This window comes from Roseivirga sp. AWQ4_251 (assembly GCF_056158225.1).
Genome location: NZ_JBSWSW010000001.1, coordinates 1881421 through 1895031 on the forward strand (window position 1 = coordinate 1881421; position 13611 = coordinate 1895031).

Sequence of the window (13611 nt, forward strand, 5' to 3'; positions counted from 1 at the left end):
TTTCTAATATAGAAATTCAAAATTGAGCTTACAACGGAAATTTTTAAGCTTTTGAAGGATTAGTGAATTCCGATAAAAACTGTGAACGATACATTCGTCCAATCGGTAAGTCATTTTCGGCAATCTGAACAGTATTACCCACCACTTTTGAAATTTGAGAAAGGTTAACCAAATAGGACTTGTGAATTCTGGCAAAGCCTTTTGCTTTCAACTTTTCTTCATAAGATTTTAAACTTCCTACCAGCATGTACTTTTTGGTAGAAGTTACAAAACGCACATAATCTTTATCAGAAGCCACAAATTGAATATCAGAAAGCAAAACCTTATGCAATATTTTGTCCACATTCAGAATGAGGTGTTCACTAGTTGATTCAGGTACTGGACTTTCCGTTTTCTGTGCAATTTGCTTCAGTCGAAAAGCCTTGTTTGTAGCTTTCAAAAAGCGATCGAAAGCGAATGGCTTTAGCAGGTAATCAACCACATCTAACTCAAAACTCTCCAATGCAAATTCCGAATATGCAGTAGTAACAATTACTAATGGAGGATTGGAAAGGGACTTCAAAAGAGCAATTCCTGAGATTAAAGGAAGATTGATGTCAAGAAATAAAAGATCCACTTGACCAGAGTTCAACATTGATTGAGCCTCCATGGCTGTTTTAAACGTTCCTTGAAGTTTCAAGTTAGGACACTGAGCAATAAACTGCTGAAGTATACGCTGAGCGGGCTTTTCATCTTCAATAATTATGCAGTTCATTTTCTCAAATTTAGTTTCAGATGAACAGCAAAAAGGCCTTCACTATCAGTAATTTCCAATTCATGTTTCTGTGGATAGCTGATTCCCAAAAGAGCCTTTGCATTTTTAATACCCAAACCTCCATTTTCCCTAGGCATCGTATATCCAAGGTCATTTTGTACTCTATATGGATTCGTTACGGAGAAACCTAAAGATGAATCTTGAATGTCGATTTGAATATTGATTTGAGGATGTTCATTGTCGGAAATGGAAGCATATTTGAAAGCATTTTCCACAAAAGCAATCAAAATCATTGGCGCAATTTCTTGCTGTTTTACGCTCCCATTTACTTGAAATGTAACATTTACATCTTCCAATCGCATTTGCTGCAACGCTATATAATCTTCAATGTATTGAATCTCATTTTGCAGCTTTACAAAGGGTTTGTCGCATTCATAAAGCATGTACCTTAAAATTTCTGACAACTTCACTACCATGCCAGGCACCTGTGTAGAATTTTCTAGAGCATAAGCATAAATGCTGTTGAGGCTGTTGAATAACAAATGAGGATTAACCTGCGACTTTAAAAACTTGAGTTCGGTTTCGAGCCTTTGATTTTCAGACTTTTCGTAGGCTCTCAGGCTTAAATTGTAAGTTCGGAACATGTGAACCGCAGCAAACATCACCAACAAACTGCCCAAATGGATAAAATTATAAATGGCGTAAGTAGAATTTGGCCCCTCGCAACTGCAGGTTTTCAGTAATGTCTTGTTGACATAACTTTCTACAAAAGCTGCCGCCAAAACTATAGGAATGATGATCAAGGCATATTCTTTGAACTTTCTACTTTTCAAGTACCTAGGAAGCAAAAAGAGTGTGTTTCCATATAAAATCGCTCCATAGAACAAAATGTAAAAAACCACTTCCTGCCAAGTAATGGTGTGCTCGCCAGTATAGCGAAATCGAAGAAAAGGGTAAATGAAATAACTTAGCCAAAACAAAATGTTCAAGCTGACACGATGGGTTATGATTTTTTGAAAGGATGAAACCGCCATAAAAAGTTTACCAAAATACTGAAGTTTGGCGCACTGACAATATCATATCGACTATCGACAGTTTGGTTTATACCAACGACCTTGTTAAAAAGTAAATACGCTTAATCGCTTTGCAGAAGTGGTTGGTTTTACTTTATAGGTCTTCAGTAGAATATCTTATTTCGGTACAAATTTCCATGATTTCTTGATTTCATAAACCAAACGAATTATGAAATCACTTTTTTACACCGTACTTCTTCTATCCGGATTTTTCAGTTCAACTTTTCAACCTGAACCCGAATTGAATAAAGAAATTACAGTGAATGGCAGAACCTTTCTTTATGGCGAAATCAATAGAGAAGGCTTGAAAAATAGCAGTTATGGCGAATGGTTCAATCCACGATATGATGCATACTCTCCTACTCTTCCGAGTGAAAAAACGAGTTTGAAAGGAGTTTCTGCAAAACTATTAATGGCTACTTGGTGCCCTGATAGCAAAAGAAATGTCCCTAAGATTTATAAGAGCTTAGATGCTTTAGGTTTTAATGAGAGGAATCTTTCTGTATGGGCTCTAGACCTGAGAAAACAAGGGCCAAACAATGAACAAGACACTTATCAGGTTACCAGAGTACCGACTTTAATTTTATATAGAAATGGAAAAGAAATAGGTCGGTTTATAGAAAGGTTAAAACCAGAGGAAACCATAGAAAAAGTAATCGTTGATATTTTAAATGCAAACTGATTAAAAAAGATAAGGCCGGCTTCCCGTATGGAAGCCGACCCCAATCAAAACTCAAAACAACAATTTATCTTCGATAAGCTACGGTATTGCAGAAGTCTACATAACCGTTGCTGTACATATCTTCAACTGAATAGGTCATTACCAAATCACCATATTCTATATGGCCCACGCCTTGAATTCTATACCCATTCACTTCTTGACTTGGTATTTTGAATTCATTTCCATACACCTCTGCAATTACATCGATGTTGGCTGCGTAGAAGTTTTCTAAAAAAACAACGCTGCTGTACGGATTGTTTTCTTTGCTCACCCTCAAATTGTAAAACGTAGTTTCATCGTAGGTTTCGCTGTATTCTTCCATCTTATATCTTCCTGTGAACGCGTCACGAGAATCAATTGGCTCTTCTACATATATTATATCACAGCTTGAAAGTAGAAGTAATGCAAATAGACCGAGTAGAGTTTTTTTCATAGTGACCTTGTTTTTGGTTGTTGATAGTAGTTTTTCCAAAAACGTGCCAAAAATGAAACCACAAACCATCAAAAAAAAATAAAGCACTGAAATTCAGTGCTTTATTTTAATTTCATTAAGCTTTTCAGAACTTATTTCTTCCAGTTTTCTAGGTTCTTCATTTGAGTTTCGTAAGGAATACCTTGATTTATCCATGGTGCAGCAGGTTCTCCTTTGAGGTAATGTCCGAACCATTTTAAAATTCTCATTTGATAATCTGCTCGGTTTTTATCCTGTGCCAATCCGTGACCTTCATTGGCATAAACCAAAAGCACAAACTGCTTTCTTGCTCTTCTTGCCGCGTTATAATATTCTATTCCTTGTCGCCAATCTACATTTTTATCAGCGTCTCCAACTTCAAAGAGTAATGGCGTATTCAGCTTTTCGATATTGAAAACTGAAGAATTTCTAACATAGCTTTCCACATCCTTAAATGGAGGAACCATCATACGCTCTTGACTTACCTCAAAATGCTCGCTTTCCGGAGCTCCTCCGAAAGCCCAAGCAATCATACCCCACATACTGGTAAGGTTGGTAAGTCCTGCGCCTGCCACGCTAGCAGCAAAAATATCGGTTTGAGTAACGGCATAACCCGCTTGGTAACCTCCCCAAGAGTGGCCAACCAAACCTACTTTTTTCTCATCGACCAATCCCATATCAACAACCTTTTTTACTGCGGCCTCCATGGTTCTTACAGATGAGATTCCAGGATTTCCAGCATCAAAAACGATGTCTGGTTTCAATACAAAATAACCCTCCAAACTGAATACGGTTTGATTGTAATAGTTTCGTTGAGAAGGAGCCGAATAAGAATGTACACCATCGGAAAGCAGTTCATAGATGTACGTAATCATTGGATATTTTTTACCTGGCTGGTAATCCGCTGGGTAGAAAAGTGCACCCTGAAGTTTTTTACCATTTGCATTGGTGTACTCAATAATCTCAGATTTGCCCCAGTAGTACTCCTTCTGAAAAGGATTGGTATTAGAGATTTGTTTGGCATCGGCTAAATCAGCTGAAGCCAAAAAGAAATCTGGAGAATCGCTGAAGCTCTCTTTGCTGAAAGCATATTTCTCGGAATTTTCGGCTTTATTCAAACGGCCAATGGCCATATCTTCATAAACAAGCTGTTTCACCGCTTTTCCAGGAGTTACTTTTCCATAGCCAGATTTTTTGCTCCACGTTCCAAACAAACTCACATACATTGGCTGCTTTTCATCGATGTAATCTTCGAAGTCCAAATAGCTGTAGCGATGTCTAATTTGATCTGCTTTTCCGTCTGTAATTCTTCTGGGTTTTGACCCGTCTACATAAAGCTGGTAAAGGTCGAATTTTGAATGCACGAAGAAGGACTTGCCTTTCTTTTCCCAAGCAACAAAACCGTATGGTCTACGATCTGCTGTGGGATGATCATCATCTAGATTCACAAAAGAAGCATCAACGCCTTCCGTTAGATTTTTGGCTTCTCCAGTTTTAGTGTTGAAAACCAACCAGTTTTTACCGTCAACATAAGGCACAAATTGACCATCGGCACTTACACTCGAAACATAATTGGACTTAGTAAGAATTTTCTTCTTTGCCCCTGTTTCGGTGTTCACTGTGTAGACATCCACATTTCCTCTGCCGAACATAGCCTCCTTCTCATAAGGTGATGCATCCAAAGCCAATAAGGTTTTAGCATCAGACTGAACACGAACGGATTCTGTAAGGTCATCGGTCAAACGAACGAACTTATTATTGTCAATGTGCCAAATCGAAAGGAATTGATCCTCACTCCTTCTTCTGGCCAATTGCTCTTGTTCAGGAATAACCTGTACATCTGTGCTATGCCAAATCTGCAAGGCCGGAGCTTCATCGGTTAAGTCTTGATAATCCTTTTTGTCGCTTTTGGTAGAATCGTTTTTAACAGGTTTTTTCTCCCAAGCTGTGATATTAAAGAACAGCGAATTGCCATCATTAGACCAACGTAAAGAGCGGTTATTTACGATTCTGAAATCGGAAGGGAAATTGGCATCGGCACTTTGATCAAAAACTGAAGCTGTAGGCGTTTTAGTGCTCAACTTTTTCCAAGCAAGGATTTGGTAGGTGCTATCCTCATATTCTTTGTTTTTTGAAGAACGAAAAACGGATAAATCATCACTTTTCTCTCTCCAATTAAGCCCGGTATAGATAGCTTCTTTACTATCAAGAACCTGAATAACGTTTGTTTCAGCATTAAAAAGTTGCACTCCGTTTCCAGCTTTTCCATCAGCATCAATAATCATTGCTAGAAGGTTTCCATCTTCCTGCCATTCAAAATCTGAGATATTTCCAAAGTTGAATTCCGTTCCGATTTTCAAATTCCGAACGATCAAATCTGCTCCATCACTTTTCTTTCCCGAAGCACCATAGTGTTTCATCGTTAAAAACTGGCCATCATCACTAAAAGCGAAGGCATTTACATCTTCAATGGTAAGGCTATCTTTATTTGTCAGATTGAGCAATCGAAACTTACTTCTTAATGGCTTTTTGCTCTTTTTTCGAGCTTCAGCTGTTGGGTTGATAAAATAGCCTAGCCAATGGTTATCAGAAGAAAACTGGGCTCTGCTGGCTTCTTCCAAAATTTTTACTGAGTTATCATTCAGGTTATGGAGGCGAATTTCGTTTTTATCGTTATTTCTACGAATGTCATACAAAAACCACTTCCCATCGGGAGAAAAAGTACTGCTATAGCCGAGGGTTTCCCATTTGCCATAATCTTCAACGCCCAAATGTTTCAGTGCTTCATTTTGAGCCTGAATATTGAGTGATAAGATGAAAAGGAGGAAAAATGAAAGTCTCTTGAAAGAGGGAAAAAGTAAATTCATGTTGTTGAGTTTTGTTCAATTCATGAATCTACAACCTATTTGATAAAATGATTTACCGATTGTGTAGAAGTCCGTGCAATGGTTTCAATTGAGATTTCTTCCAACAAAAAACTCCAACCATTTTCATAGTTGGAGCTTCCTCTGTAAATAATATTTTAAGATAAATATTAAGCGATATTGGTGTAAACCGCTTGAACATCATCATCCTCTTCAATTTTATCAAGCATCTTTTCGATTTCCTCCATTTGCTCGTCAGTAAATTCTACCGGGCTCGTTGGATAACGCTTAAGGCTTGAACTTTTCACTTCAACTCCAGCTTCTTCCAAAGCCTTTTGAATAGAACCGAAATTGGTGTAGTCGCCATAAATGTAGATCATGGTTTCCTCTTCTTCATTGGTCACCTCTTCGATTTCCTCAAGACCTGCATCGATAAATTCCAATTCCATTTCTTCAATGTCCATGCCCTCGGTCTTCGGAATTTCAAAAACAGCGTTGCGAGTGAACATAAATTCCAAAGAACCACTCGGTACTAAACCGCCACCAGCTTTATTGAAATATGACTTCACATTGGCTACAGTTCTGTTAGAATTATCGGTAGCGCATTCTACAAATACCAAAACACCGTGAGGGCCTTTTCCTTCATAATTAAGCTCAGTATAGGCTTCAACATCTTTGCTAGTCGCTCTTTTAATGGCGGCATCAATGTTGTCCTTTGGCATGTTTTCAGCCTTGGCGTTTTGGATGGCAGTACGCAAAGCAGAGTTCATAACAGGATCGCCCCCGCCTTCTTTTGCAGCCATAGTGATGGCCTTTGCCAGTTTTGGAAATATGCGGGACATCTTGTCCCAACGCTTCATTTTAGCGGCTTTTCGGTATTCAAATGCTCTTCCCATAGTTTTTGAAGTTCGTATTTAAATTCCCATTGGAATGAGGAAATTTAAAATAAGTGCCAAAAATAAGAAGATTCGCTATTTACAATCAATCTGCTCCACTCTTTTTTCAAAGAAGAAGCCATTCTAATTTCGATTTACACTAAAAGCTTGTAGCCCACTCCCCTAACATTGATGATCGTAATGCTCGGATCGCCACTCAGATATTTGCGCAAGCGCGAAATAAAAACATCCATGGTTCGAGAATTGAAAAAGGAATCGTCACCCCAAATGGCATGCAGAATGGCTTTTTTGGTAAGCAACTGATTTTGGTTTTCACAGAATAGCTGGAGCAAATCTGCTTCTTTAGAAGTCAGTTTTTGCACATCATCACCAAACTTAAGTTCCAAACGCTTGCAGTCGAAAAGAAAGCCTCCAAATTCGAAAAATGAAGTATCGGCCTTACCTACTTCTTCCAGCAAACCAGAGTTACTAAGCAAGACTTTGATTCGCACCAAGAGCTCATCCATGCTGAAAGGCTTGCGGAGATAATCGTTACCACCTGACTCAAAACCTTTTACAACATCTTTAGGCTGAATTTTAGCTGATAGAAATATTATTGGGGTCTTTCGATCTAAGTTTCGAATGGTTTTAGAAACATTGAAACCATTCAACTTTGGAATCATAACGTCCAAGATTACCAAATGCGGTTCAAAAGCATGATAGGTTTTAAGCGCATCATCTCCATCCGATGCAACTTCAACTTCGAATTGGTGTTCCTGAAGGCTATCCTTTATAACCATCGCCAAAGAAGGTTCGTCTTCCACCAGTAAAATCTTAGTGTTATGCATTCTTGGTTGAATCTATGGAAATTTTGAATGTGCTTCCTTCGGAAGACGATTGAGATAAAACTATACTACCATTCATTCTTTGCAAAATGGTTTTCACATAATATAGCCCAATCCCCAGCCCTTTCACATTATGAACATCGTTTTGACTCACTCTATGAAACTTCTCGAAAATACGTTCTGAATCACTTTCTGGAATGCCATTTCCGTTATCCCGAATAGAAATTTCTAAGTTCTTGTCATCCATTTTGGCTTCAATTTCAATTCGAGTTTCATTTGCATTTCCGTATTTTAAAGCATTGTCTATCAGGTTGTGAAATACATTCACAATGTGCTGCTTGTCTAAGCACACCTTCAAATTTTCTGGGCACTTTAAAGTAATACTCAATGCTGAAGTTGATTTTTGCAGATGATAGTGGCGTACGGATTCTAGAATTGGCAATAATTCGAAAGCTTCAATTTTCAATTTGACTTGCCCTTGATAAGCCATGCTAGACTGAAGCACTCCTTTTACTAAATTGGAAATACGGGAAACTTCTTGTTTTGCAATTGCAACATAAGTGCGAACCTTCTCGGTTTGGCCCTGCTCCAAATAGTTTTCTAAGCTTTCTATACCAACCGTTAATGTAGAAACAGGAGTCAATAATTCATGTGTGACATTATCGATAAAATCGTCTTTCAATTGAACAAGTTGCCTTTGCTTTTTTATGATTTTCAACATTTGCCAGAATACCAATATGATGAATAACAGCACGAAAAAATTGATGATTAGAATCAGTTTTATGTCATCAAAAATCTCCCATTTGGGGCTGAAAAATGAAGCATAAGCATAAGCATAAGGGCTCCAATCTTCTTTGTTCATTTTGATGGTTTCAATCGAAATTGAATTTGCAGTGCTTTCAATAGTAGAAACACTATCTGAGGAAAAATAGACCTCGAAATCAGAAGTAATTCCAAAAGCAGAAAGCTGATCTTCAAAATTCCGTTTCAACTCTTCTTCACTTGTTCGAACTGTATCTTGATAAACCTGAAAACGTGCATTGAGCGTATCCTGAAAAAAGACATAATCTCCTCCCATAGAAATCAAAAGTTCTTTGAGTTGTTTTCTGATGTAGTCGGCAGAAACTGTATCAGGATTTTTTATATCCATTAAATGGAATGTAAGCTCCTTTTCGTTGGTCTTAGGATTAATTATACTGATTCTAAGCCCACCCGTCTCATCACCCTCAGACTTTACTTTTACCAAATTGGGATCTTCCATATCCTTCAGCCATAACTCCTTTACACGCTGTTTCCTATCCGCTTCGGATTTATCTATTGCAAGCTGAAAAGCCAAATTAGCTTGGTTTTCAAACTCTAAAGCTCGCAGCCTGTATTCTCTATAACTGTAATAAATCAGAAGTAAAACCAGTGAAATCAGAGCAGCCGATATATAGAAATTTGTTCCTTTCTGTCGCTTCATCATAAATCAAAAGTATGTGGCTTTAAGCGATCTAAAAACCCCATTAACAAACATTTACACTTCTTAAGAATGGAATTAACTATTCATTGGATTGATAGAATCTAATTTCGAATTAAAAAGATGAAACGGAAATACATTGCATTAATCTTACTGATTTACACTTTTAGACTTTCGGCACAAGAACTCAAAATCGGAGATCAAATTTCAAATCTGAATTTTGAATTGGTGAATGGAACCGAAACAGAATTGGCCGATTTCGAGAACAAAGTCATTCTAATCGATTTTTGGGCAACTTGGTGTGGAGCCTGCATAGTAGGTATGCCCCATCTTGATTCACTTCAACAGCAATATAAAGACGACCTAAAGGTTTTAGCGCTTAGTCATGAAACTAAAGAACGCATCGAAAGATTCTCAAAAAACCGCCCTCAAAACTTTAGCTTAGGTATAGATAAAAACGAAGAATTTGCTTCAGCTTTTCCGCATAGAATCATTCCTCACACTGTTCTAATAGATAAAACGGGAAAAGTTGTCGCCATTACCCGACCTGAAAATCTTACGCATAAAGTCATTGAAAAAGTTATTAATGGAGAAGAAATTGATTTACCCCTAAAATCCGAAAACACTGAATTTGATATGTACAGTGACTATTTTCAACGCGATACCACCACAACAGAATACTTTGTGATTCAGCCGGGCAATCCAGATGTACCAAGCTTTACTGTTTTGTATCAAAAAGGGATTTTTAAGGATCGAAGGATTAGTATGCTAAACACCACGGTGCCTGGTATGTACAGAGAAGCCTTTCAAATCAGCTCCTACCGACAAATTTATGACATAGACGAATCTCAGTTCGATTACAATGACCCGAAAAACAGATTTATGTTGGACATCATCATTGCGCCTAAGGACACTGGAGAAATTCATCAAATCATGCAGAAGGAGTTAGAAAATGCTTTGGATTACAATGTGTATTTAGATTCAGTCGAAATGGATGTCGTAATTCTTGAAAGGGCGGATTCAACCATTTTCAATCTACCTCAAGCGAAAAAACAGGCTCATTTTTCGGCCAGAGGAGATGAATTTAAAAGTGAAGGAGCCAGCTTGGATGACTTCAGAAAATATCTCGAAAATCATGGTATTGTAGGTTTTCCGGTAGTTAACGAAACCAATATTCAAGGCTTTTATCAATTTGACCTAAAGTATTCTCCAGAGAAAAAGGGGGATTTTCAAGCCCAACTTAAAGCTATTGGTTTGAAAGTTTATAAGGGAAAACGAAAGATCGAAGTACTTAGAATTGGCAGCAAATAAGCCTAGAATCACCTTTCGGAAAACTATAAAAACGAACAACCTGCCCTTTAAGGGGCAGGTTGCTCTAACCATAATTAAACAAAATATAAGCGGAATTTATATTATAGTACTCAAGCCCAATTCTATATTGGACTGTGAGCCAGACTCTTCTCCATCTAAAATGTGGTGCGCAATAAAATCTCCCACTCTGTCAGTTCCATAACCGTGTTCTTTCGCCAAATCTTCTGTCACCACTCCATTTCTCAACGAAGATTTAACAGCTTGACGAACATCAATGGCTTCGTCAATCATATCTAAATGATCTAAAAGCATAGCCACGGAAAGAATGGTGGCAATTGGATTAGCAATATTTTTACCAGCTGCCTGAGGGTAAGAACCATGAATAGGTTCAAACATGGCTGATTTATTACCTACAGAAGCTGAAGGCAATAAGCCCAAAGAACCACCAATTACAGAAGCTTCATCGGAAATGATATCGCCAAACATATTCTCCGTAAGAATCACATCGAATTGCTTTGGATTCTGAATCAATTGCATAGCTGCATTATCTACAAACATAGCATCCAATTGAACGTCAGGATATTCCTTAGCCATTGCGGTTACTTTTTCTCTCCAAAGCCTAGATGTTTCTAGAACATTGGCCTTATCAATCAAAGTGAGCTTACCTTTTCTGTTTTGAGCCGCTTTGAATGCTAAATGTGCAATACGCTCAATTTCTTCATAAGAATAGGTGCAGTTATCGTAAGCTGTATCTTCAGTTCTACCTTTTTCGCCAAAGTAAATTCCGCCAGTAAGCTCTCTGTAAACTACAAAGTCAACCCCTGAAATCTTTTCCGTTTTTAGCGGAGACATATGCAAAAGACTTTCATATGCCGTAACCGGACGAATATTAGCGAATAAACCCAGCGATTTTCTCAACTTTAACAGCCCTTGTTCTGGACGAACTTTGGCCGAAGGATCATTGTCATATTTTGGATCACCGATGGCTCCGAATAAAAACGCATCGGAATTTTCGCAAACTTCCAATGTTTCATCGGGTAAAGGATTTCCTGTTTTATCAATAGCCACAGCACCAACCAAGGCTTCTTTATACTCAAATTTGTGATTGTATTTCTGAGCAATGGCGTCTAATACTTTCTTTCCTTCCGCTACTACTTCCGGCCCAATTCCATCGCCAGGAAGCAATCCTATTTTTTTGGTAACTCCCATTTCTTACTATTTCGTTTTATTAACAAGCCTTTAAAACACAAATGGTTTTATAATCAGGCAATTATATGGTTATAGCGTTGGCCTCAAAGGCCTCAATTTCTTCTTTTATACTTACTAAATAATCGATATCGTCATAGCCATTAATCAGGCACTCCTTCTTATAAGCATTCACTTCAAACTCTTCTGATTTACCATTAAAAGTGATCTGTTGATCGACCAAATCCACAGTTACTTCAGTCTCCGGGTTCTGCTTAACGGTTTCAAGAAGTTCTTGCAAGAAAGGTTCACTAACCTGAACAGGCAATAGACCATTATTAAGGGCATTTCCTTTAAAAATATCGGCAAAGAAGCTCGATACAACTACCCTAAAGCCATAATCGTAAAGTGCCCAAGCCGCGTGCTCTCTGGAAGAACCACAGCCAAAGTTTTTACCCGCTACCAACACAGAACCTGAGAATGTATTGTCGTTTAAAACGAAATCTGGTTTGGGCGAATTATCAGCATTGTATCTCCAGTCTCTGAAAAGATTATCTCCGAAACCTTCGCGAGAAGTAGCCTTCAAAAAACGAGCTGGAATGATCTGATCGGTATCGATATCTTCTATCGCTAAAGGCACTGCCGTACTTTTTACTTTTTCAAACTTCTCCATCTCAATTCAAATAATCAGTAATGTCTACAATTTTACCTTCCACTGCAGTAATAGCAGCCACCAAAGGACTCGCTAATAATGTTCTAGCTCCAGGGCCTTGCCTTCCTTCAAAATTCCTGTTAGAAGTTGACACACAATAAGCACCAGCAGGTACTTTGTCTTCATTCATGCCTAAGCAAGCGGAACAACCAGGTTCACGAAGCTCAAAACCGGCTTCTTTTAAAATTACATCAAGGCCTTCTGCAATTGCCTGTTTTTCAACCTGCTTAGAGCCAGGCACAATCATAGCGTTTACATTCTCTGCCTTTCTTTTGCCCTTTACATAGTCGGCTACAATGCGCAAGTCTTCAATTCTAGAGTTGGTGCAGCTACCAATGAAAACATAGTCGATTGGTTTGCCAAGCAAGCTTTCTCCTGCTTCAAAGCCCATGTATTTCAAAGATTTGGCAAAGCTATCTCCACTCGCAGATAGTGATTTTTCAGGAATATTGCCCTTGATTTTGATTCCCATACCTGGATTGGTTCCGTAGGTAATCATAGGTTCAATATCAGAAGCTTCGTAGGTATATTCTAAATCAAAAGTAGCGTCATCTTCAGAATAAAGGGTTTTCCAATAGTCAACCGCCTTTTCGAAATCTTCGCCCTTAGGAGCAAATTCTCTTCCTTTGATGTATTCGAAAGTGGTTTCGTCAGGCGCAATCATTCCACCCCTTGCTCCCATTTCAATACTCATATTACAAATGGTCATTCGGGCTTCCATTGAAAGCGAACGAATAGCTGAACCTGCATATTCAACAAAATAACCAGTTCCGCCTGCAGCGGTTAACTTCGCAATGATGTAGAGGATAATATCTTTGGCCAAAACGCCCTTATTCAATTCACCATCGATGGTGATTCGCATGGTTTTTGGCTTGCTTTGCAACAAACACTGAGTGGCCATTACTTGTGCTACTTGGCTGGTTCCTATACCAAAGGCAATGGCTCCAAAAGCTCCGTGGGTAGAAGTGTGAGAATCACCACAAACCATAGTTCTTCCTGGTAATGTTATGCCCAATTCAGGCCCTATTACGTGAACAATCCCTTGAAAAGGGTGTCCAAGACCGAAAAGTTCTACATTAAATTTGTCGCAATTTGCAAGAAGCGTGTCTACCTGATGCTTAGAAAGCGCATCCTTAATCGGCAAATGCTGGTCTTTGGTAGGTACGTTGTGATCAGGCGTAGCCACCATTTTCTCTTTCCTAAAAAGAGGAAGGCCTCTGCTCTCTAATTCAGCAAAAGCCTGCGGACTGGTTACCTCGTGAATCAAGTGTCTATCTATGTAAAGCACATCGATTCCGCCTTCAAGTTGTTTCACCACATGGGCGTCCCAAACTTTATCGAAAAGTGTTTTTGCCATACCC

General features: G+C 38.5%; 12 protein-coding genes. 2 read left to right on the forward strand and 10 right to left on the reverse strand.

Features of this window, described 5'->3' with window-relative positions; translation table 11 throughout:
* Window positions 1-43 precede the first annotated feature (43 nt).
* Both ACXACJ_RS08220 and ACXACJ_RS08225 read right to left on the reverse strand, forming a co-directional pair.
* Entirely contained in the window at window positions 44-754 is a 711-nt protein-coding gene (locus ACXACJ_RS08220; RefSeq protein WP_475133872.1) for a LytR/AlgR family response regulator transcription factor, read from the reverse strand.
* Window positions 751-1788, reverse strand: coding sequence for a sensor histidine kinase (locus ACXACJ_RS08225; protein WP_475133873.1), 1038 nt, complete (start codon window positions 1786-1788; stop codon window positions 751-753). The genes ACXACJ_RS08220 and ACXACJ_RS08225 overlap by 4 nt, the downstream gene beginning before the upstream one ends.
* Window positions 1789-1996: 208 nt before the next feature.
* On the opposite strand from ACXACJ_RS08225, the gene ACXACJ_RS08230 reads away from it, so the two are divergent.
* Complete coding sequence (locus tag ACXACJ_RS08230; protein WP_475133874.1) at window positions 1997-2509, forward strand: TlpA family protein disulfide reductase; 513 nt, start codon at window positions 1997-1999, stop codon at window positions 2507-2509.
* A 64-nt stretch (window positions 2510-2573) separates the two neighbouring features.
* Here the strand turns inward: ACXACJ_RS08230 and ACXACJ_RS08235 are convergent, their stop codons facing one another.
* The 5 genes from ACXACJ_RS08235 to ACXACJ_RS08255 form a co-directional block, all read right to left on the reverse strand.
* A complete protein-coding gene (locus ACXACJ_RS08235; protein ID WP_475133875.1) occupies window positions 2574-2981 on the reverse strand; it encodes a hypothetical protein in 408 nt (135 codons plus the stop codon).
* A 131-nt stretch (window positions 2982-3112) separates the two neighbouring features.
* Window positions 3113-5866 (reverse strand): S9 family peptidase, encoded by a 2754-nt coding sequence (locus tag ACXACJ_RS08240; protein WP_475133877.1) that lies wholly within the window; start codon window positions 5864-5866, stop codon window positions 3113-3115.
* Window positions 5867-6033: 167 nt separating this feature from the next.
* Window positions 6034-6759 carry a YebC/PmpR family DNA-binding transcriptional regulator gene (locus ACXACJ_RS08245; protein ID WP_475133878.1) on the reverse strand — a complete coding sequence of 242 codons (726 nt, stop codon included), beginning with the start codon at window positions 6757-6759 and terminating at the stop codon, window positions 6034-6036.
* A 134-nt stretch (window positions 6760-6893) separates the two neighbouring features.
* Entirely contained in the window at window positions 6894-7586 is a 693-nt protein-coding gene (locus ACXACJ_RS08250; RefSeq protein WP_475133879.1) for a response regulator transcription factor, read from the reverse strand.
* Window positions 7579-9048, reverse strand: a complete 1470-nt coding sequence (locus tag ACXACJ_RS08255; protein WP_475133880.1) for a sensor histidine kinase — start codon at window positions 9046-9048, stop codon at window positions 7579-7581. The genes ACXACJ_RS08250 and ACXACJ_RS08255 overlap by 8 nt, the downstream gene beginning before the upstream one ends.
* A 117-nt stretch (window positions 9049-9165) precedes the next feature.
* Between ACXACJ_RS08255 and ACXACJ_RS08260 the strand changes: the two genes are divergently transcribed.
* On the forward strand, window positions 9166-10353 hold the full coding sequence (locus tag ACXACJ_RS08260; RefSeq protein WP_475133881.1) for a redoxin domain-containing protein: 1188 nt from the start codon (window positions 9166-9168) through the stop codon (window positions 10351-10353).
* 96 nt (window positions 10354-10449) lie between these two features.
* Here the strand turns inward: ACXACJ_RS08260 and leuB are convergent, their stop codons facing one another.
* From leuB to leuC, 3 genes are all read right to left on the reverse strand, one after another.
* On the reverse strand, window positions 10450-11562 hold the full coding sequence (leuB, locus tag ACXACJ_RS08265) for a 3-isopropylmalate dehydrogenase (protein ID WP_475133882.1): 1113 nt from the start codon (window positions 11560-11562) through the stop codon (window positions 10450-10452).
* A gap of 61 nt (window positions 11563-11623) precedes the next feature.
* A complete protein-coding gene (gene leuD, locus ACXACJ_RS08270) occupies window positions 11624-12211 on the reverse strand; it encodes a 3-isopropylmalate dehydratase small subunit (RefSeq protein ID WP_475133883.1) in 588 nt (195 codons plus the stop codon).
* 1 nt (window position 12212) lies between these two features.
* Window positions 12213-13607, reverse strand: a complete 1395-nt coding sequence (gene leuC / locus ACXACJ_RS08275; protein WP_475133884.1) for a 3-isopropylmalate dehydratase large subunit — start codon at window positions 13605-13607, stop codon at window positions 12213-12215.
* Window positions 13608-13611 lie beyond the last annotated feature (4 nt).

What these genes read in the sequence shown, in the direction of transcription:
- leuC (WP_475133884.1), bottom strand. Translation starts at nt 13,607, where the DNA reads ATGGCAAAAACACTTTTCGATAAAGTTTGGGACGCCCATGTGGTGAAA.
- ACXACJ_RS08225 (WP_475133873.1), bottom strand. Translation starts at nt 1,788, where the DNA reads ATGGCGGTTTCATCCTTTCAAAAAATCATAACCCATCGTGTCAGCTTG.
- ACXACJ_RS08245 (WP_475133878.1), bottom strand. Translation starts at nt 6,759, where the DNA reads ATGGGAAGAGCATTTGAATACCGAAAAGCCGCTAAAATGAAGCGTTGG.
- ACXACJ_RS08255 (WP_475133880.1), bottom strand. Translation starts at nt 9,048, where the DNA reads ATGATGAAGCGACAGAAAGGAACAAATTTCTATATATCGGCTGCTCTG.
- ACXACJ_RS08240 (WP_475133877.1), bottom strand. Translation starts at nt 5,866, where the DNA reads ATGAATTTACTTTTTCCCTCTTTCAAGAGACTTTCATTTTTCCTCCTT.
- leuD (WP_475133883.1), bottom strand. Translation starts at nt 12,211, where the DNA reads ATGGAGAAGTTTGAAAAAGTAAAAAGTACGGCAGTGCCTTTAGCGATA.
- leuB (WP_475133882.1), bottom strand. Translation starts at nt 11,562, where the DNA reads ATGGGAGTTACCAAAAAAATAGGATTGCTTCCTGGCGATGGAATTGGG.
- ACXACJ_RS08230 (WP_475133874.1), top strand. Translation starts at nt 1,997, where the DNA reads ATGAAATCACTTTTTTACACCGTACTTCTTCTATCCGGATTTTTCAGT.
- ACXACJ_RS08260 (WP_475133881.1), top strand. Translation starts at nt 9,166, where the DNA reads ATGAAACGGAAATACATTGCATTAATCTTACTGATTTACACTTTTAGA.
- ACXACJ_RS08235 (WP_475133875.1), bottom strand. Translation starts at nt 2,981, where the DNA reads ATGAAAAAAACTCTACTCGGTCTATTTGCATTACTTCTACTTTCAAGC.
- ACXACJ_RS08220 (WP_475133872.1), bottom strand. Translation starts at nt 754, where the DNA reads ATGAACTGCATAATTATTGAAGATGAAAAGCCCGCTCAGCGTATACTT.
- ACXACJ_RS08250 (WP_475133879.1), bottom strand. Translation starts at nt 7,586, where the DNA reads ATGCATAACACTAAGATTTTACTGGTGGAAGACGAACCTTCTTTGGCG.